General features: G+C 56.9%; 18 protein-coding genes. 9 read left to right on the top strand and 9 right to left on the bottom strand.

Annotated elements, in window-relative coordinates:
* Positions 1-9 precede the first annotated feature (9 nt).
* Both AC2FHX_RS15225 and AC2FHX_RS15220 read right to left on the bottom strand, forming a co-directional pair.
* Positions 10-891 (bottom strand): encapsulin, encoded by an 882-nt coding sequence (locus AC2FHX_RS15225; protein ID WP_496697942.1) that lies wholly within the window; start codon positions 889-891, stop codon positions 10-12.
* Positions 892-944: 53 nt separating this feature from the next.
* Positions 945-4,148: an adenylate/guanylate cyclase domain-containing protein gene (locus tag AC2FHX_RS15220; RefSeq protein WP_496702450.1), complete on the bottom strand. Its 3,204-nt coding sequence runs from the start codon at positions 4,146-4,148 to the stop codon at positions 945-947.
* A gap of 448 nt (positions 4,149-4,596) precedes the next feature.
* Between AC2FHX_RS15220 and AC2FHX_RS15215 the strand changes: the two genes are divergently transcribed.
* From AC2FHX_RS15215 to AC2FHX_RS15190, 6 genes are all read left to right on the top strand, one after another.
* Positions 4,597-5,031, top strand: a complete 435-nt coding sequence (locus tag AC2FHX_RS15215) for a hypothetical protein (protein ID WP_496702452.1) — start codon at positions 4,597-4,599, stop codon at positions 5,029-5,031.
* Positions 5,028-5,693, top strand: a complete 666-nt coding sequence (locus AC2FHX_RS15210; protein ID WP_496702454.1) for a MotA/TolQ/ExbB proton channel family protein — start codon at positions 5,028-5,030, stop codon at positions 5,691-5,693. The genes AC2FHX_RS15215 and AC2FHX_RS15210 overlap by 4 nt, the downstream gene beginning before the upstream one ends.
* Positions 5,686-6,051 (top strand): biopolymer transporter ExbD, encoded by a 366-nt coding sequence (locus AC2FHX_RS15205; protein ID WP_271951790.1) that lies wholly within the window; start codon positions 5,686-5,688, stop codon positions 6,049-6,051. The genes AC2FHX_RS15210 and AC2FHX_RS15205 overlap by 8 nt, the downstream gene beginning before the upstream one ends.
* Positions 6,052-6,055: 4 nt before the next feature.
* The gene (locus AC2FHX_RS15200) at positions 6,056-6,433 is read left to right on the top strand and encodes an ExbD/TolR family protein (protein WP_271951792.1); all 378 of its coding nucleotides are present in this window, start codon (positions 6,056-6,058) and stop codon (positions 6,431-6,433) included.
* Positions 6,430-7,557 (top strand): energy transducer TonB family protein, encoded by a 1,128-nt coding sequence (locus AC2FHX_RS15195; RefSeq protein ID WP_496702456.1) that lies wholly within the window; start codon positions 6,430-6,432, stop codon positions 7,555-7,557. The genes AC2FHX_RS15200 and AC2FHX_RS15195 overlap by 4 nt, the downstream gene beginning before the upstream one ends.
* A gap of 442 nt (positions 7,558-7,999) precedes the next feature.
* The gene (locus tag AC2FHX_RS15190; RefSeq protein WP_496678480.1) at positions 8,000-9,007 is read left to right on the top strand and encodes a porin; all 1,008 of its coding nucleotides are present in this window, start codon (positions 8,000-8,002) and stop codon (positions 9,005-9,007) included.
* 174 nt (positions 9,008-9,181) lie between these two features.
* Here AC2FHX_RS15190 and AC2FHX_RS15185 read toward each other — a convergent pair whose 3' ends face one another.
* The 6 genes from AC2FHX_RS15185 to AC2FHX_RS15160 form a co-directional block, all read right to left on the bottom strand.
* Complete coding sequence (locus AC2FHX_RS15185) at positions 9,182-10,192, bottom strand: hypothetical protein (protein WP_496678478.1); 1,011 nt, start codon at positions 10,190-10,192, stop codon at positions 9,182-9,184.
* 128 nt (positions 10,193-10,320) lie between these two features.
* Complete coding sequence (locus tag AC2FHX_RS15180) at positions 10,321-10,893, bottom strand: DUF3833 domain-containing protein (RefSeq protein WP_496678476.1); 573 nt, start codon at positions 10,891-10,893, stop codon at positions 10,321-10,323.
* Positions 10,890-11,507: a DUF3833 domain-containing protein gene (locus AC2FHX_RS15175; protein ID WP_281995739.1), complete on the bottom strand. Its 618-nt coding sequence runs from the start codon at positions 11,505-11,507 to the stop codon at positions 10,890-10,892. The genes AC2FHX_RS15180 and AC2FHX_RS15175 overlap by 4 nt, the downstream gene beginning before the upstream one ends.
* Entirely contained in the window at positions 11,504-12,727 is a 1,224-nt protein-coding gene (locus tag AC2FHX_RS15170; protein WP_496702459.1) for an MFS transporter, read from the bottom strand. Before AC2FHX_RS15170 ends, AC2FHX_RS15175 begins: the two co-directional genes overlap by 4 nt.
* Positions 12,727-13,272, bottom strand: a complete 546-nt coding sequence (locus tag AC2FHX_RS15165) for a hypothetical protein (RefSeq protein WP_496702461.1) — start codon at positions 13,270-13,272, stop codon at positions 12,727-12,729. Before AC2FHX_RS15165 ends, AC2FHX_RS15170 begins: the two co-directional genes overlap by 1 nt.
* Positions 13,223-14,557 carry an NAD(P)/FAD-dependent oxidoreductase gene (locus AC2FHX_RS15160; RefSeq protein WP_496702463.1) on the bottom strand — a complete coding sequence of 445 codons (1,335 nt, stop codon included), beginning with the start codon at positions 14,555-14,557 and terminating at the stop codon, positions 13,223-13,225. Before AC2FHX_RS15160 ends, AC2FHX_RS15165 begins: the two co-directional genes overlap by 50 nt.
* Positions 14,558-14,735: 178 nt before the next feature.
* On the opposite strand from AC2FHX_RS15160, the gene AC2FHX_RS15155 reads away from it, so the two are divergent.
* Positions 14,736-15,461, top strand: a complete 726-nt coding sequence (locus AC2FHX_RS15155; protein ID WP_142638532.1) for an SDR family NAD(P)-dependent oxidoreductase — start codon at positions 14,736-14,738, stop codon at positions 15,459-15,461.
* Between the two features lie 34 nt (positions 15,462-15,495).
* Here AC2FHX_RS15155 and AC2FHX_RS15150 read toward each other — a convergent pair whose 3' ends face one another.
* A complete protein-coding gene (locus AC2FHX_RS15150) occupies positions 15,496-15,783 on the bottom strand; it encodes an I78 family peptidase inhibitor (RefSeq protein WP_496702465.1) in 288 nt (95 codons plus the stop codon).
* 130 nt (positions 15,784-15,913) lie between these two features.
* On the opposite strand from AC2FHX_RS15150, the gene AC2FHX_RS15145 reads away from it, so the two are divergent.
* Positions 15,914-17,026 carry an S-(hydroxymethyl)glutathione dehydrogenase/class III alcohol dehydrogenase gene (locus tag AC2FHX_RS15145; RefSeq protein ID WP_496694302.1) on the top strand — a complete coding sequence of 371 codons (1,113 nt, stop codon included), beginning with the start codon at positions 15,914-15,916 and terminating at the stop codon, positions 17,024-17,026.
* A gap of 95 nt (positions 17,027-17,121) precedes the next feature.
* Positions 17,122-17,847 carry an NYN domain-containing protein gene (locus AC2FHX_RS15140; protein WP_496692811.1) on the top strand — a complete coding sequence of 242 codons (726 nt, stop codon included), beginning with the start codon at positions 17,122-17,124 and terminating at the stop codon, positions 17,845-17,847.
* Positions 17,848-17,850: the final 3 nt, after the last annotated feature.

Genomic DNA, 17,850 nt, shown 5'->3' with positions numbered 1-17,850 from the left:
TCGCGCCGGTCAGCACGTGATGGTCGAGATAGCCTGAGCTTCTTTGATCCTGAGGCGGAACTTCTGCTGAACGCGGAAGATATGATCGCCATCTGCCGAGGTCTGCAGGTATTTGACAGCAATGTCAGAAGGCACAACAATCTCAACCGGCGCGCCCTGCAAAGACACCAGCACGGCCTTGTTCACCGGAAATGCGCCAGACCGCAGCAGCGGCCCGTCCAGAAATGGCAGAATGCTGTCGCGGGGCAGGACCATCGAGTTTTCCATCGGTGTCGTGACCGCCTGGAACAGGCCGTTACCCATCACACAGGCATAGGGTCCAAGATGACCCAGGGATTCCAGTTGACTGATACCCGCAACCACGGCCTCGAATACCTCGGGGCCGGTAGGCTTTTTCTTGGAACCGCCGGAAATGGGTTGTGCCTCCCCCGCTTCCAGCAGGCCTTCGTATTTTCCACCACCGCTTACGGTATAAACTGGGGGCAGCGTGACGGGTGCGCCGGGCGCGGGTTGGGGGCCTTCACCGGTGCCGGCCTGACCGTTAAAAATGATCTCATCCTCGACCCGTGCGACAATGGCAGCCGCCCGGCGGAACATGATCAGCGCGGCGGCCAGTTCGGGATCTGCAAGCTGTGCGCCTTTGACATGGACGTTCACGGACACTGTCGACAGCCGCGTCGTATCAAAATCATTCACGCCAAAGCGCATCTTTGGACCGGTCGCTTCGGGAACCAGTTCAAGCTTGTTCAGAGGAACCGATTGGGTATCAGCCGGTAGCGGGCCGTAGAGCGGCAGAAAACTGGCAGCAATACGCGCGCGCAACGCTTCATCGTGGACGGCCTTGTTCACAGCGTCCCACTGCTGCTGGTCCAATTCAAGTGCTTCGGTCATCGTCTCCCCCTTCTGGATGGCACTGCGCGGTTAAATCTGGCAGCTATCTAATTTCATAACGTTTTAGCAAATTTGTTCAGGCAATCCAGAGCGCGTTTCTCTTGAACAACTGCCCCGATGTCATGTGCAAGCTGCAGGGCTTGATTTGCCTCGGTGACAGCTTGGTCAAGGTCGCCACGGGCGGCCAATGCTTTAGCGCGCACACGGTGATATTCCGGCTTGTTCAACATCTCTCCACGCTCCCACCCGGGCGTGCAAACATGTTCAAGCCGGTTCAGGGCGTCCTCGATATGACCCTGATCGATCAACAGCTCCGACAGGACAATCTGGTTTTGCGGGAAGGTAAAGTTGCCGCCAGCCTGGGACACAAGGTCCATATAGGTCCCGACACGAGCAGCCCCCCCGATCACGTCACCTTTGCCCGCCTGAGCCAGACCCAGATAGATATCCTGCATTGCGTGAAGATACAGGAACCCTTCTTCGTCCGCGATCCGACGCGCTTCGTTCATCGTATCGTCCAGCAAGTCCCATTCGCCCGCATACGGAAGGAACATCGACGACGCGCCCATAATGTAGACAAGGTTGGGGGCGTGTTCGAACGGCTTGCTGATTTCGATCGACTTCAGGCGGGCCTCTTCGGCCTCGTCGAATTTGCCAAGCTGCCACAGAAGACAGCCCTGAATGGCAAAGAACGACGCGCTGGTCGAGGACTGGGTCATCGGCATCATGGCCATGTCAAGCTCGGGCGTGATCAGGGCAAGGCCCCGTTCAAGCTGTCTTTCGCAATCGGCAAACTCACCGCGGAAATAATGAGTATAGCTGAGCGCCCGAGCAGCAAGGACGTTTGTAACCGGATCCGGTGCAAGGCTGGCCATGCCGTCAAGGGCCTGCGCCATCTCAAGTGCGCGGTTCATCTGGCCCGACACAAAGAAATGCGTCCATCGGCAGAAGGTTGCGGCAAACAGGGTTTCGCCCGCACCCAGCGCCTGTGCAAGATGCATCGCACGGGCTGCGGTCTGCCCAACCTGTGTGGATGACCAACCGTGTATCGCCATGAACGCAGGCAATACATTCATCTGAACGCCAAGCTCTACCCCATCTCGTTCGGGACCGCCGGGCATCGTTTCGATATTGCGCAATGCGGCCTGAAAAGCGGCAATCGCCGGTAGGTTCGCAAGGCGGCTGAGGGCCTGTTCACCCGCCAGAACCCAGTGGGTAACAGCCTCGCCCTTAAGACCGCCTAGATCGCAGTGATGCGCCACGGTATCCGGTGTAGGGTTACCAAAAGCCTTGTGACCGGCCAGCAATTCTTTGGCGATTTTCAGGTGAATCTGTTCCCGGTCTTCAAGTAAAAGCGACTGGTACGCTGTGTCCTGCACCAGCGCATGGTGGAACGTGTAAGTCGGCGCCCCGGCTTCGCTGGTGATGGATACCAGACCTGCACCGATCAGTTGGATCAATGCTGATTCCACATCCGTGTCCTTGGGTGCTACCGCATGGATCATCGCCGACGTGAAGCTGCGGCCAATCACGGATCCCAACTGCGCTACAGGTCGCGCATTTTCCATCCGGTCCAGCCGCGACATCAGCGAGTCATGAAGAGTTGCGGGGATACTGAGGGTTCCCATTACCCCGGCGTCGATGGGCACGTCCTGCGGCAGCTGATCCAGAACCGCCTTGGTCATTTCCTCGATATAAAGCGGCACACCATCGGCTTTTTCGACAATCTGTCTGACCAAAGTGACCGGCAGGCTGCGCGGTACGGCAACACGGCGCACCAGTTCAGACGCTTCGAGAACCGAAAGAGGTGTCAATTCGACGATTGACGCGCGGCCTTCAAAATGTTCCGGAGGCTCGTATTCAGGGCGGTGCGTCAGAACCACAAGGATGGGCAACTGGTCCAAGGCGTCGATCAGCGCGTCCAAGGCATCCAGCGTGGTTGCGTCCGCCCAGTGCACATCTTCGAATACCAACAGCAATGACCCGCGTTCATCGCAGATGCTCCCGGCACAGCGGATCAGCAAGTCCAAAGATTTGCGGGCTTTCTTGATCGGATCGGGTTCGACCGGAGCGTCAGTTTCAAACCCGGCCAAATCCAATAGCAGCGCAGCATCTTCTTCGGTCAAACGAGAGGCGTTTTCCGCGTATTTCCTGATCGACTCGGTTACCTTGTCGGTATCAGTCTCATCCCCTGCAAACCGCCGAAGCTCGGCACGCAGCGGGTGCAGGGGCAAACTGGCAAGATGCGGGACACATTGCAGGGTCATAGGCCTTTGTCCCAGCGTTTTGCTGAGGGAATTGATCAGGCGCGATTTCCCGATACCGGCCGGGCCACCAACCAGCGCAACCTGACCCGATCCGCGCAGCACATGATCCCAAAGCCCTGTCAGGCCGGTCAGGTCGTCTTCGCGGGCAACCAATTTGACCGTCGACTTGCCGGTGCGCGCGTCGAACCGGCTGGCGGCGATCTTTTCGTCAATAACGCGGAAGACCGAGCGCTCACCATCAAATCCCTTCAATTCGTGATTGCCGCGCGGTTCAAAGTTAAAGGCCCCTTTTGTCAGGCGCCATGTCTCGGACGAGACGACAACTTCACCGGGATTGGCCAACCCCTGAAGGCGCGAGGCAAGGTTGGCCGTTTCGCCAACAATGAAATCCTGTGTTCCCAGGCTGGCAGAGGAAACAACCCCGACAACGACAACTCCGGTTGCGATTCCCGCGCGCAGGTCCAGGTTTTCACCGAACTTGTTTTCCAGATTCTGAACCGCTTCGATGGTTTCCAAAACTGCACGCACCGCGCGCTCGGTATCATCTTCAGTGGCTTTCGGATATCCGAAATACATCATGATGCCATCGCCCTGCTTATAAGCCAGGTGGCATCCGTGTTGTTTCATCGTGCCGATGGCGGTGTCCAGATACAGATTCATGATCTGCATCAGCTCTTCCGGATCATGCCGCTGTGCTAATTGTGTGGACCCGACCAGATCGCAGAATACAAGCGTCAGCTGTCGCCGTTCGGCCACACGGGACATTGCGGGTTTGTCGGACGCTTCCTGAAGCTTCAGTTCTGCTTGTGTTTGCCGAAAACGTTTCCTTTGACCGACCGTCAAACCCAGATCTCGAAGTTCCGGGTCTGTCAATTCGTCCAATATTACGTCGTCTATCCCTTCTTCGAGAAACCGCGCGCTGAAGTCATGTAGATCGGCGTTTTGCAGAATAGTTGAAAGGCGTGTGGATTTCCCGATGACAGTCGTCATTGATCAGCGCTTGCCCCCTGGTACTTCTTCGGCACATCGTTGCATGCCTCATTCGCGTCAATATCGCGCCGAATCCAAAAGATTGACGTGGTATAAGACCAATTTGGTAACAAGTGTGGCAGATGTCGGGCCGAATTGCTATGATATTGCGGTCAAGCCTCCCAAATGAATGGTTTTGTTGTCAAATCGGAACCAGCCCAGTGTGGTCGCACCACTCAGACGCAATTTCGGTCGGTCCGAGGTTAATTGGCACCAGGTACAAGGCCTCAGGGGTTCAGGTTAATCCGGGCGGAAACCAGTGGCCTGACCGGATGGCTGTAAATATGCCGGTTGGTCACAAATGCGTCGCGAGCCCTTTCGCGGGCCATAGCTCTTGGATAAAAGAATAACGCGCCAGCACCGAAACGCCGGCCTTCGATGTCTTCATTGAATTACCGGGAGCATACCTGTGACGTCTTTCCGCCTGGCGAAACTAGCGATCCTTTGTCTTGGCATTCCAACCATGTCCCCTGCGCAATCCGCCGAGGACCCAAGCGCTGGGCTGTTGATGGAACTGAACAATCTGCAACAGGTCGATGGCAACTGCCGACTGTCATTTCTGGTGCAAAATCAGACCGGTGCCGAGATTGAGGCCGCCAATTTTGAAACCGTTATCTTTAACGCGGAGGGCAATGTTGTCAGCCTGTCGTTGTATAATTTCCGCGATATTCCTGCGGGACGTCTGCGGGTGCGGCAGTTCAGCATCGCGGACATGAGCTGCGGCGATGTTGGCCGGGTTCTGATCAACGGATCCAATACATGTACGGTCGAAGGCGCCGAAAGCGATCTTTGCGACGAAGCCCTTACGCTAAACAACCGAACAGATGTGGAGTTTCTCAGATGAGCCCGCTTGATGCTTTGCGTGCAATTGTTGCCCTTGGCGGGCCAGTGGTTGCGGTCCTGATCGCCATGTCGATCGTGACGCTGGCCGTCACGCTGTACAAGCTTTGGCAGTTCACGGTTTCCGGTGTCGGTCGGCACAAAATCCTGTCCCAGGCGCTTGCGGCCTGGGATGCCGGTGACACGCAAGCCGCAAGGGCCAAGCTGGCGGAAAGCCGCAGCTATCTTGCGCCGCTGGTCAGCACTGCCATGGATGCGCCCATCATGCCCGGGTTGGACCAAAGGCTGGATGCCGAGGCCGGGTTGGCCTTGGCGGGCCTTGAACGCGGCTTTCGCCTGCTGGACACCGTGGCACAGCTGGCGCCTCTGCTGGGCCTGTTCGGCACCGTCCTTGGCATGATCGAAGCGTTCCAGAGCCTTCAGACTGCCGGATCGTCGGTTGATCCCTCGCTGCTTGCGGGCGGTATCTGGGTAGCGCTGGTCACCACAGCGGTTGGTCTGGCCGTGGCGATGCCGACCTCGATGGTTCTGTCCTGGTTCGAAAGTCGCACTGCGCGCGAACGGGTTTTTGCCGACAAGGCCTTGAGGACCGTTCTTGTTCCGGGGCGGGGATCGTCAGACTCTGCCCAGGTGGCCGCTGTCCCAACGACAGCAGATCATGCGTAATCGGGCACCATTTGTGCGACGGCCAATGTCGATGACGCCGCTCATCGACATCATTTTCCTTTTGTTGCTTTTCTTCATGCTGACTTCGACCTTCTCGAAATATGCCGAGATCGAATTGAGCAGTGCGACCGGCGGCGCCTCGACCGACGAAGTTACGGGTCAGCGGGTGTTTCTGCAGCTGGGATCAGAGCGCCTGATCCTGAACGGTGTGCCGGTCACATTGGACGACGTGGTCGAACAGGTGAACACCGGTCAGGTCCTGGTCAGCCTCGACCCCGATACAACCTCGCAAAGGCTGGTCAATCTGCTGGTACGGTTGCGTGGCCGTGACGGGTTGAGCGTTCTGGTGCTGGAGTGAGGCGATGATCCGCAATATTCGACCCCGCCGCAAACGCGATTCGACCATTGCTTTGATCAATGTCGTGTTTCTGATGCTGATCTTCTTTTTGATCACCGGAACGATAGCGCCGCCGCTGGATCCGGATCTGCAGCTTGTTGATACGTCAGAACTGGAGGGCAGTGAGCCCCCCGACGCGTTGGTTCTGCACAAGAACGGATTGCTCAGCTTTCGGGGCCAGCCGATGACCCCCGAAGCCTATATGACCGGCCGCGACCCCGCGCCGGTGCGGATCGTGCCCGACCGGGATGCACCGGGCCACCGGCTGATCGAGGTGACGGGGACTCTGCGGCGGTTGGGGGCGACGTCGGTCTTTGTCGTGACCGAAAAGGCGCTGGAATGATCAGACGCTCGGTTGTCATTGCGACTATTGCGGTGCTGGTGTCGCTGTTGATTCACTTAGGCGGGTTGAGCGTGACAGCGCCCCATCTGACGGAAACCGCAGAACCCGCAGGCCCGGCCGATGCCATCGCGCTGGGCAATGAGTTCGAAGAGATTGCCGATGTCGTTGCGGACCCGGTTGAGCCCGAGCCCGCCCCCGAATCCGAACCGGAACCGGAAGAGCCGCTGGAGCCCGAACCGGCACCCGAACCCGAAGAAGTGCCGGTCAGCGAAGCATTGGTCGCCTCTGATAACCCTCAGCAGGTCCCTTCACCCGATCTGGGCAAGTCCGAAATCGTGCGCCCGGTGGTGACGGAAACGGTTGAGCCGTCGGAAACCACGTCTGAGACACCTTCGGAGACGAATGAGGCCGCCAGCCAAGACACGGATGCCACGCCTCTGGCCGAACCCAGTGAACAGGCCGAAACACCGGAGGGAGAGCCCGAAGCCAGCCCGGCGCAAGCCGAAGAACAGGCAGCGCTTGACCCGGCCTTGACCGAGGTTCCAACGCCCGAACCATCACCGGTTCCAGAGATACCGCTGATAGCTGAGACGCCCGAGGTCGACATCCCACTTGTCGAACCCGAACCTGAGGCGGAAGAAGAGACAGAGACGGCACTGACTTCTTCGGTGCGTCCGAAGCTACCGGATCAACGGCCTAGTTCCAAACCGCAGGGCGTCTTGCCGGGCTCCAACGATTTCAGTGATCTGCGGTTCCCTGAGAAAGAAGTCGAATCCCCGCTGTCGCAGTACAAACGCGCGGGGATTGACCCGTTCACACGCGGCAACACCAGTGCCGGTTCAGGGGGAAGGGGGCCAGGCAATTCCAGCAAAACCAACTATGCTGGCCGTGTGCTCATGCATCTGAACCGGGCGCCTTTGGTCTATGTTTCGGCGCGCGGTTTCGCTCAGGTCTTTTTTCAGATCAACCCGGATGGAACCTTGGCCTTTGTCGATGTGGTCGACAGCTCTGGATCCCCCGAAGTCGACCGTGCTGCCAAGGCGCAGGTTCGCGCGGCGTCGCCTTTCCCGTTGCCCCCTGGCGGTGTCAGCCGCAGCCTGTCATTTTTCTATAGCAGCAACTAGCATATGGTGCCGTAGCAGGATCGCATCCGACCCGAGGCGCGGCTGGGCATTATGCCGTCTGAATGGGCGTGGTCTTGGACGAGGCAATACCCGGAACGCGGACTCTCAGATTGCGACTCACCTGAAATTGGGCTGCAGTCACAACAGGGCTAGGGACCGAGAATCCCTGAATCATGCGACCTGTCAATAATTCCCGGTTTAAAGAGGTGGTCTGGCTTTTTTGCGTTCAAATTTTTGTAACGTTTCCAATGGGCGAACAAAGTGCTCGAAAAGCTTGAATATCTGCGCCCTGCGGCCTTTTTGCCCGGTGCAAAGTGGCAACACCGTTGCAGGCAGAGGGCGTGGAAAATCCCGTCTCGCTATTGTGCCCATGTTGAAATTATTCGACGAATTTAGCCGCCGCTTCGGTGGCACTACTCCTCTCAAAACTTATGGATTAACCATGAAAAACGTACTCATCGCATCGACCGCGCTGATTGCAACCGCCAGTGTTGCTGCCGCGGAAGTCAAATTCAGCGGCTATGGCCGCTTTGGTCTGGGCTATGAAGAAGACCGTTCAGCAACCACCACCACAACGACCGCGTCTGGTGCGGTCAATTCAAACAACGCCTCGACCGACGATACCATTTTGGTGTCGCGTTTTCGTCTGAACATCGACGCCAGTGCCGAAACAGATGGCGGCGTTGAATTCCAGGGCCGTGTTCGTCTGCAGGCGGATGACGATTCAAGCACCGGCGAGCAGAACGAAGCTGGCCTGAATGGCGCCCGTTTCTCGGTTATCTATGGCGGCCTGCGTGTTGACGCCGGTAACGTTTCGGGTTCGTTCGACAACCTGGATGACTACTTCGGTACCGAGCCGGGCCTGGAAGAATTCCTGGGTCAGTATTCGGGCGTGAACTATTCCTTCCTGGAATACAGCTCAACCGGCACGGGCGCGAATGCTGTGTTCTTCCGCTACACCGTTGGCGATCTGGCATTCTCGGCATCCTATGACCAGGACACAAAATTCCTGGGCGCAGGCATCACTGACGACCGTGATCGCTGGGACGTAAGCGCATCTTACACCTTCAACAACTTCACAGCCTCGCTGGCATATGGTGAAACTGATGAAGGCGCAGGCGTTGACAAGGAAAGCCTGACTGTTCTGACCCTTGGTGCAGAACTGGGCGATTTCTACGGCACCCTGTTCGTGGCTGACGATGACGTCAACAACGACGCCGAAGATGGCACCGCTTATGGTTTCTCGGTCGCCTATGATCTGGGTGCGGCAACCACGCTGCAGCTGGTTTACGGTGACGGTTCGGCTGACGACGACACCCGCAACATTGGTGTTGGCGCCATCTATGACCTGGGCGGCGGTGTATCGCTGCGTGGTGCAGTTGGCGAGATCAAAGACGGCGACGACGACGGCAAGATCCGTGCCGACTTTGGTGCTCAGTTCAACTTCTAAGCTGATCTGAACCAGATTGATCTAAGGGCGGGCTTTCGGGTCCGCCCTTTTCCTGTCTGATCTGATCGGGCGAATCTACTTTAGTGTTTCACTGCTCAGGCTTGCAGGAGAAACCAATGGTCGATTCCGTGAGGTTCGGTACTTGGTTTGCTGAAGCGATCGCTGACAACCTGACTACGGTTCGCCTTGGCACGATCGGGTATGCTCGACCGGCCCAATAGTCGGTCTCAACTTTTCGCCATTAGAAAGTGTCGCGCACCAGTGTAGCTTTTGTCCCTTGTCCCCTCTGGTATACCAGCCAAACTCGTCTTCACCTGGATGTGCAACGAAATCTGCAGCACGCGCTTGTTCGTTTAGTATGAACCTGTGCTCACCGGGTTTCCAACTTATCTTATCATTGAGTATTTCATCCGCAGAATTTTGGATCGTTAGTGCAAGGGAATCCGTCGTTTCTGAAACCTCGTAAGATCTAAGGCTTACTAGTTCCAAACTGTCACTAGCTGTTTCGAGTTCCAGAGCATAGTTATGCCCCAAACCCTTCATCCTTACTGTTGGATAGGAAATGCCGTTCATCTTCTCAAAACCGGGTACATGCCGACGTGTCTCCGGCTCCTTAGAAATAGGACCGAGGTGCAGACGAGCGATTTGTTGGGTAGCCTCGTAATCTGTGCAGTGGGCAAACACCAAAGCAATGCCTCTTTGGATAACATCGTCCTGATCGGGCAAATCTGACTTTTCCGATATGTTTGGCGGGTTTGATCCAAGAGATTGATAAACATCGAGAACACCATAACCAATATTCGCTGTAATAACTTGTTTAACAACTTTCCAACTGGCTACGACAAACTCGTCGCCTTTCTCAATTGCCCCCAACTCATGAAATAATGGTTCGATTGCATCGCAGGAATAGAAGACACTTTGACCATCCGAATTTGCTCTGCCGACTTTAGCATATTTGGCAGGTGGGGGGCCAATATCGGACAATTTTGCGCACTCGTTCCAAGACATACGCCGCGCGCGATACAGCCACATCCCTTCAGGTAAGATTTGAGCTGAAGCAACATACCCTACACGGTCCCACTCAAGAAAACCCTTGGCAGCATTGTTTATGAGGTCTTCATCCCTATAGCTGTCCAACTGGACGATTTTCTGCATCGTTTCAAAAATACTCTCTTTGCTGACCACACTTGACGCTTTCTCGCTGCTTCAAAAACCGTCTCAAAGAGAGCTAAAATTCACCAAACAGGCAATCAAAAACCACCGTCAGTACGCACCTAACGAACAGCAAACCAGCTTGCACTGATTTGAGCAAATTAGTGTAGTTTCGGATTTTCATTTGCAAGTGATGGCTTTTCAAAGAACAGGATGACCTCACCCAGCCGGATGCCATAGCGCGAGACATAGGCCCGGTTCAGCAGCCGGTCATCGCTCAGCAGCCACATCCAGTCATCGAAATCGACCCGCATGGTCCCGTCCTTGACGGGCAGGTCGATCTTGTAGGTCCAGTTGAACGTGTCACCACGCTCGATCCCGCTGGCGGTGCCCAGCACGCCGGGGGCTGTGCCGGTCCAGGTATCCTCGCCGGTTTTGGTCAGGGTCCAGGCGCGCTGCTCGGTTGCGCCGTCGTCATAGACGAAATCCTCGATCAGGGTCAGCGTCTCGCCATCCCATGTGCCATTGATATCAACAGTGAACCGGCGTGGCACATTGCCCAGAACATCCTGAAATTGACCATAGGCCACAGTCTGACCCTCAAAGAACTCTTCCAGGTTCAACTGCCGATCGGACAAAAAGGTCTTGGGGGTTCGGGGTTTCGCAGAGCAGGCAGCCAGAACGGTCAGCCCCAGAACAGCAAGGCCCGCGATGACAAGACGACGTGGTTTCATTGCAGCACCCGTGTTTCAGCGGCGGTGTCATGGCCATTCGCCCGGTCCAGATAGGTTGATTTGGTGGAGGGCGCCGGGCGCATGGTGGCTATCAGCTCGGCGACTTTGATGCCGAACTTTCGCATCTCGGATCGGTTCATGATCACGCCACTTTCCGTCAGGTACATCCAGTCGGTCACGTCCAGCGTGTGCCCCCCTGCGTCCTCAGGCAAGATGATCTTGTAGGTCAGCTTTACGGTCGAGCCCGAGACCGTGCCGCGCCCTTCGCCCACGATGTCATCTGCTGTCGCAATGAATGTGTTTCCTGTGCCCAGAGTCAGATACCATTTGCGGGCCATCTTCTTGCCGTTGGAATAGGTGAAATTCTCAGTCAGGGTGCCTGTGTTGCCGTCCCATTCCCCGACCATACGGGCGACAAAGCTGTTCGACATCTTACCGTCGGGGCCATAGATCAGCCCTTCGGACAGGATCTCCCCGTTCAGGTTTTCCGTCATCTTAAACGCGGGGCCGGTGCCGCTGTAATCCTCAGGCGATTGGGCCCGAAAGCTGAGATAGCGCCCTTTTGCGATGGACAGGGCGAAGATGATGAGCAGGGCTATAGCAAGTAGTTTCATTTGGCTGAGACCTCAGTTGGCAGCGTCAGGACCATTCCAAACGCGCCGAGTTTCAGGATGCACGGCAAAATGGCATAGGCGAGGTTGAGCGTTCGCAGCGCCTCGGCTGAATTTGCCTGTCCCGGAGTGAATCCGCTGCGTTCCAGCAATGGAAGGGTGAAAAAGGCCGCCAGGGCCAGCCCCAGCTTGCCCGCGAATGACCAGATGCCGAATGCGGCGGATGCGTTCAGACCTGCGCGTGTCAGAGCGACCGAGAACATGGCCGGCAGCACTACCATATCCGCCCCAAGTGCGGCGCCAGACGCAACGCAGATCAGGGCGAACCCGGCTAGGCTGCCGGTTGACAGCGTCGCGGCGCTGACAAAGGCCGCAATCGACAGCGGCATGGCGATCATTAGGGTCTGTTTCGGGCCAATCCGATTGCTGAGCCGCGCCCAAAGGGGCACGCTTGCCCCCGCGCTGAGGAAGAACAAGATCAACAGCGGTCCTGCCATGCCTGGCAGTTGCAGCCGGTCTTCGACAAAAAACAGAAACAGGGTAGAGGTGATGGCGACCGGCAAGCTGTTGATCAGCGCAAGAACCAGCAGGCGCATCGCACCGGCATCGCCGAGCCCGGAAAAGGTCAGGGCTTGTCCGGTTATCGGCGCGCGTCGCCAGATCGGGGCCGTCAGGACAAAGGTCAGAATGGCGATGAGGCCCAAAAACAGCCCGAACGCAGGATAGCCCTGCGCCTGCGCGCCAAAGGCGACAAACAGCGCGGGGGCACTTGCGGCAAGTATCACGCCGGTTAGCTGCCCGCCCTCGCGATAGGCGGCGAGTGTCATCAGCTCGGACGGGGTGGGCGTTTTGGCCAACGTGGCGCTGCGGCCATAGAGCAGGATGGTTCCCAGGCTGTAGGCTGAAAACAGCAGGATAAGGATGGCCACCAAACTGGCAACGGACGCGCCCTCAGACAGAGTGAACAGCAGCGGGAAGCCAACCGCCAGCCCAAGTGCGGCGAGGGCAGCAAACAAAAGCTGGCCACCAGGCCACCGGTCAATCGCCCAGCCAATCAGGGGATCCTGCACAAGGTCAACCAAACGGATCAGCAACAGGACGGCGCCGATCACCCCAAGGCCAATGCCCAGATTGACCGCCGCAAAACGCGGCAGGTGAATGTAAAGCGGGATGCCTGCAGCGGCGAGCATCAACGCATAGAGACTGACCCGGGGATACAGCATCACTGACCCTTCAACTGCCGGGTAAAGTTGGCCGATCTGGTGTTGCTGCCAAGAAAGATCGACATGAATGCGCGCGTGATGCCCGGGCTCGACAAGGTGCAGGTTCTGCTGCCATTGCGCCAGAACCCGATCTTGTCCGGCCCCTTCGAGATTGCCAAATAGCTGTCGCCTTTGCTGACGGCCTGAAAACAGGCCTGCAACTGATCGGCGGTTGGAGGCGGGTTGCCCTGTCGCACCATTTCGTCAAGCGTCGACTTTATCAGAGCCTTCTGCGCGATGGATTTGCGGTATGTCAGTTTCAGCCCAAACTCTTGATTCCAGTTAAACGGTGCGCCGCCGGGCGTATAAAGCCTGGCATCGTAAACCGGCAAACCCAGAAACCGGAACGTAGAGCTGCCCAGAACTTTTGGATCGCCCAACCGTTCAGCCAAAGGTGACGCCGCTAAACCGCAGGGCAGCACCATCGCCAGCGCCAGAATGGCCTGGCGCAACAGCTCAAATATCGGCCGCAACAGGTATGGCCGCGATCTGTTCGGGGGTGCCATTGTCTGCTCCGATGGTTTGCGGGCCGCCAGTGATCCGCTCGACGACATGCATGGCGCTGGCAATCCCGTCTTCGTGAAACCCGTGCCGGTTATAGGCGCCCGCAAACCAGGTGCGGTTCTGTCCCTGCATCTCGCGGATTTGCCCCTGTGCCCAAAGTGCGGCCTTGTCAAAAACCGGATGGGCGAATTCGACCTTATCATAGATCTTGTCGCCGGCGATCTCGGATGAGGCGTTCAGCGTCACAAACAGCGGGTCACTGTCGGGAATATTCTGCAGCCGGTTCATCCAATAGGTCACCCCGACATTCCCGGCCTGCGAGCGATAGGTCCAGCTGGACCAGCAGGCCCGGCGTTTGGGCATCTGCGACGGATCGCAATGCAGGATGGCCGTGTTGGGCTGATACTGGATCGCGCCAAGCGCGGCTGCTTCGGCTGGGGTGGCATCCTGGCCCAGAATGGCAAGGGATTGATCCGAGTGGGTGGCCAGAATGATCTCATCATACTGATCCGACTGGCCTTGGCTGTGAACGGTCACGCCTATCTCATTGCGCTGAACCCTCTGAACGGGGCTGGCCAGACGTATTTCGGCCCCGCGGGCACGCAGGGTGGCGTCAATCCGGCGGACATATTCAATGCTGCCGCCCTTGACCGTGTACCATTGGTGCTGATTGGCGCGGCCATTGGCCAGCAGAGCGTGATTGCGAAAGAACTGCACCAGCGACCGCGCCGGGAATTGATCCACAAATTCAACCGGGGTCGACCAGATCGCCCCGCACATGGGCATCAGGTAATTGTGCCGAAACCAGTGCCCCAACCGCAGCTGATCAACCAGCTCTCCGATGGTTGTGTCATCGTCCTTGGCTGCGTCCGGGGCCTCTCTGCCAAAACGCAGGATGTCGGCGATCATCTTGTAATAGGCCGGCCGCGCAAGATTGCGTTTCTGCGCCGTAAGAGTGCGCAGGTTGTTCAGCCCGTATTCGATGCGCCCGTTGTCGATGGTCGCACCAAAGCTCATCTCGGATTTTTCGACAGGCACGTTCAGCGTATCGAACAACCGTGTCAGGTAAGGGTAGGTGGCATAGTTGAAGACGATAAAACCGGTATCGACGGGCTGATCGCCATTTTTTCCCGCCGTGACCGTGCGGGCATGCCCGCCAAGCCTGGGTTCAGCCTCAAAGAGTGTCACGTCATTGTTTTCGGAAAGATAATAAGCCGCTGAAAGGCCTGAAATGCCTGCGCCAACTATGGCGATTTTTTTCCTGCCCCTTTGGGTTTCGTCGAACATGATAGCCTCGTTACGTGACGTTTTGATAATGAATACGCAGTAGGAGCAGGATTGGATCATTCAAGACAGGGGTTTTTCAGGTGCGGCTGCAATTTAGCGGCCTCACCGCGAGCAACCGAAGGTGATCCAAACTGGCCGTGTAACCGTATTGAAATAACACAATTCAGAAATGGTCGGCATGAACAGCTTTGACGGGAAAACTTATTGGATAGTCGGCGCAAGCGAAGGTCTGGGTCGTGCATTGGCGCAGGCTCTAAGCAATCGCGGCGCCCGGGTGATCCTGTCGGCGCGAAACGCGAAACGCCTGGATGAAATCTGCAGCATTCTGCCAAATTCAAAAGCCATTCGTTGCGATGTCGCCGATTTAGACTCTGTTCGACGTGCCGCTTCCGCTGCCGGAAAGGTGGATGGCCTTATCTATAATGCCGGGGCTTATGACCCGATGCGCAGCACCGAGTGGAACACCGAGGCCGCTCTTCGGATGTCCGATGTTAATTTTCAGGGCGCTTTGCGGGTTCTGGGCGAAATACTCCCTGGGTTTGTTAAGGCCGGGCAGGGGGAGATCACGCTGATCGGGTCGCTGTCCGGCTATCATGGCCTGCCATCTGCAGTCGGGTATGGTGCCAGCAAGGCGGCTTTGATTTCACTGGCAGAAACCATGCGGCATGATCTGGCGGGTTCGGGCGTCACGGTTCGGATCGTAAATCCCGGCTTCATCAAGACTCGCCTGACCGAAAAGAACAGTTTCAGGATGCCGATGCTGATGACGCCTCAGGGCGCGGCCCAGCATGTGGTTCGGGCAATGTCCCGCCACAGATTCCGCACAGACTTCCCAGCGCCGTTTTCATGGCTGATCCGCCTTGTGGGCTATTTGCCGGATTGGGTGATATATCGCGGAAGATAGGCCCTAACATTGGGGTTTTGAGCTTCTGCCAGGCTTAACCGCAGTTCAGATTCTGTATGATCCCCGAGCCGTCCACAAAGACGTTCAACCGGTCGATGCGATAATCCTGTGTGGCGATGTCATCTGGGCCTAAAACGCGCGACCGTTCGGGTAATTGCGACTGAATAGTCGATACAGGCTTGCCAATCGCATCGGCAAATGGCTCTCCTCTGCAAAAAGCCAAATCTACCGGGGTGGGTTCAAGTGGCAGTGGCGCGTCCTCAGGAGCGGGCGACTCCGTACATGCGACCAGCAAAATCAAAACAGGGGTCAAACGGCGCATTGGCGCTCCTCTTTCTGGCAATGTCGTTTCCGTAATATCAAATATTTAGCATTGCTGCCATCAAAGCGCAGTTGAAAAAACCCTGCATTTAACGCAGGGTCAGGCCAAATTTGACTGGGAGAAGTACATCATGCGCACCCGTGCCGCCGTTGCCGTTCAGGCCGGCAAACCTTTGGAAGTGATGGATGTGAACCTCGAAGGCCCCAAGGCGGGCGAGGTTCTGGTCGAGATCAAGGCGACCGGCATTTGCCACACCGACGAATTCACCCTGTCGGGTGCAGACCCCGAAGGCCTGTTCCCCGCCATTCTGGGCCATGAAGGCGCAGGTGTGGTGGTCGAGGTCGGCCCGGGCGTGACCAGCCTGAAGCCGGGCGATCATGTGATCCCGCTTTACACCCCCGAGTGTCGCGAATGTGAATACTGCCTGCATCCCAAAACCAACCTGTGTCAGGCGATCCGTTCGACGCAGGGCCAAGGGTTGATGCCCGATGGCACCTCTCGGTTCTCGACGCTGGATGGTGATCCAATCCTGCATTACATGGGCTGCTCGACCTTTGCCAACCACACGGTCCTGCCGGAAATCGCGCTTGCCAAAGTGCGCCCGGACGCGCCCTTCGACAAGATCTGCTATATCGGTTGTGGTGTGACCACCGGCATCGGCGCGGTGATCAACACCGCCAAAGTTGAAATCGGAAGCCGTGCGATTGTGTTTGGTCTGGGTGGCATCGGTTTGAACGTCATTCAAGGTCTACGATTGGCAGGCGCCGACCAGATCGTCGGCGTCGACCTGAACCCCTCCAAGGTGGAAATGGCCACCCGGTTCGGTATGACCGATTTCGTCAACCCGGCTGAGGTTGAAGGCGATCTGGTGCCCTATCTGGTCAACCTGACCAAAGGCGGCGCGGATTACACCTTTGACGCCACCGGCAATGTTGGCGTGATGCGCACGGCGCTGGAATCTGCCCATAAGGGCTGGGGTGAATCGATCATCATCGGCGTGGCACCTGCAGGGGCCGAGATCTCGACCCGCCCGTTCCAGCTGGTCACTGGTCGTTCCTGGCGCGGTACGGCCTTTGGCGGCGCCCGTGGCCGCACGGATGTGCCCAAGATCGTCGATTGGTACATGGAAGGTAAGATCGAGATCGACCCGATGATCACCCACACCATGGGCCTGGACGACATCAACCATGGGTTCGACCTGATGCATAAGGGCGAAAGCATCCGCTCGGTTGTGGTTTACTGAGAAAACCGAAATAGTTTCCGAGGGCGGGCTTTTGCTCGCCCTTTTTGGGTCTTACATTCCTCACTATGAATTAAATTTAAGGTTGAGGATTTCAGGTGACGACAGGAAAGACAGACCGTCTGGCGGTTCTGATCGATGCGGACAATGTCTCTGCAAAACATGCAGCAGAGATTTTCGAAGAAATTGCCACGCTCGGTGAGGCTGGTTTAAGGCGGATATACGGGGATTTCTCGAACGGATCACCGCAGGGATGGGAGGCCAAATCTCTGGCCGAATACGCCATCGTTCCGCATCAGCAATTCGCCAACACATCCGGCAAGAACTCCAGCGACATTGCCTTGGTCATTGATGCCATGGATATTCTACATTCGGGTCGGTTCAGCGGCTTTGTGTTGGTCTCGTCAGACAGCGACTTCACGCGCCTTGCCAGTCGGATACGCGAGCAGGGGTTGGATGTGTTCGGAATAGGAGAACGCAAAGCCCCCAAGGCCTTTGTGGCAGCGTGCAATCGGTTCATCTATATTGATAATATTGAGAAGCCAGCGGCACATAACCCACAGGCCAAAAAGTCCGAAAGCCCAAAGCCAAAGCAAGAGCTGAACCATGCCTATCAGCTTATTCGCAATGTCGTTCAGAATACCAATGAGCCGGACGGCTGGACCAGCCTTGGGATTGTCGGAAGTCAGCTGGGTAAGATGTATCCGGATTTTGATTCCCGCTCTTATGGCCACAAAAGGCTGAGCGATCTGGTGCGTGCCATAGACCGGTTTGAAAAGAGCGGCGAAAATGGTGGTCTCAGGATCAGATGCAAAGAGCCGTAAAGG

It is taken from the genome of Ruegeria sp. CDSC042 (assembly GCF_059610745.1).
This window is presented reverse-complemented; position numbering and strand designations above follow the sequence as displayed.

Coding starts and splice junctions, on each gene's coding strand:
- AC2FHX_RS15160 (WP_496702463.1), bottom strand. CDS start 14,557: ATGTTCGACGAAACCCAAAGGGGCAGGAAAAAAATCGCCATAGTTGGC.
- AC2FHX_RS15175 (WP_281995739.1), bottom strand. CDS start 11,507: ATGAAACTACTTGCTATAGCCCTGCTCATCATCTTCGCCCTGTCCATC.
- AC2FHX_RS15210 (WP_496702454.1), top strand. CDS start 5,028: ATGAGCCCGCTTGATGCTTTGCGTGCAATTGTTGCCCTTGGCGGGCCA.
- AC2FHX_RS15225 (WP_496697942.1), bottom strand. CDS start 891: ATGACCGAAGCACTTGAATTGGACCAGCAGCAGTGGGACGCTGTGAAC.
- AC2FHX_RS15200 (WP_271951792.1), top strand. CDS start 6,056: ATGATCCGCAATATTCGACCCCGCCGCAAACGCGATTCGACCATTGCT.
- AC2FHX_RS15220 (WP_496702450.1), bottom strand. CDS start 4,148: ATGACGACTGTCATCGGGAAATCCACACGCCTTTCAACTATTCTGCAA.
- AC2FHX_RS15205 (WP_271951790.1), top strand. CDS start 5,686: ATGCGTAATCGGGCACCATTTGTGCGACGGCCAATGTCGATGACGCCG.
- AC2FHX_RS15145 (WP_496694302.1), top strand. CDS start 15,914: ATGCGCACCCGTGCCGCCGTTGCCGTTCAGGCCGGCAAACCTTTGGAA.
- AC2FHX_RS15190 (WP_496678480.1), top strand. CDS start 8,000: ATGAAAAACGTACTCATCGCATCGACCGCGCTGATTGCAACCGCCAGT.
- AC2FHX_RS15155 (WP_142638532.1), top strand. CDS start 14,736: ATGAACAGCTTTGACGGGAAAACTTATTGGATAGTCGGCGCAAGCGAA.
- AC2FHX_RS15195 (WP_496702456.1), top strand. CDS start 6,430: ATGATCAGACGCTCGGTTGTCATTGCGACTATTGCGGTGCTGGTGTCG.
- AC2FHX_RS15180 (WP_496678476.1), bottom strand. CDS start 10,893: ATGAAACCACGTCGTCTTGTCATCGCGGGCCTTGCTGTTCTGGGGCTG.
- AC2FHX_RS15165 (WP_496702461.1), bottom strand. CDS start 13,272: ATGGCACCCCCGAACAGATCGCGGCCATACCTGTTGCGGCCGATATTT.
- AC2FHX_RS15150 (WP_496702465.1), bottom strand. CDS start 15,783: ATGCGCCGTTTGACCCCTGTTTTGATTTTGCTGGTCGCATGTACGGAG.
- AC2FHX_RS15170 (WP_496702459.1), bottom strand. CDS start 12,727: ATGCTGTATCCCCGGGTCAGTCTCTATGCGTTGATGCTCGCCGCTGCA.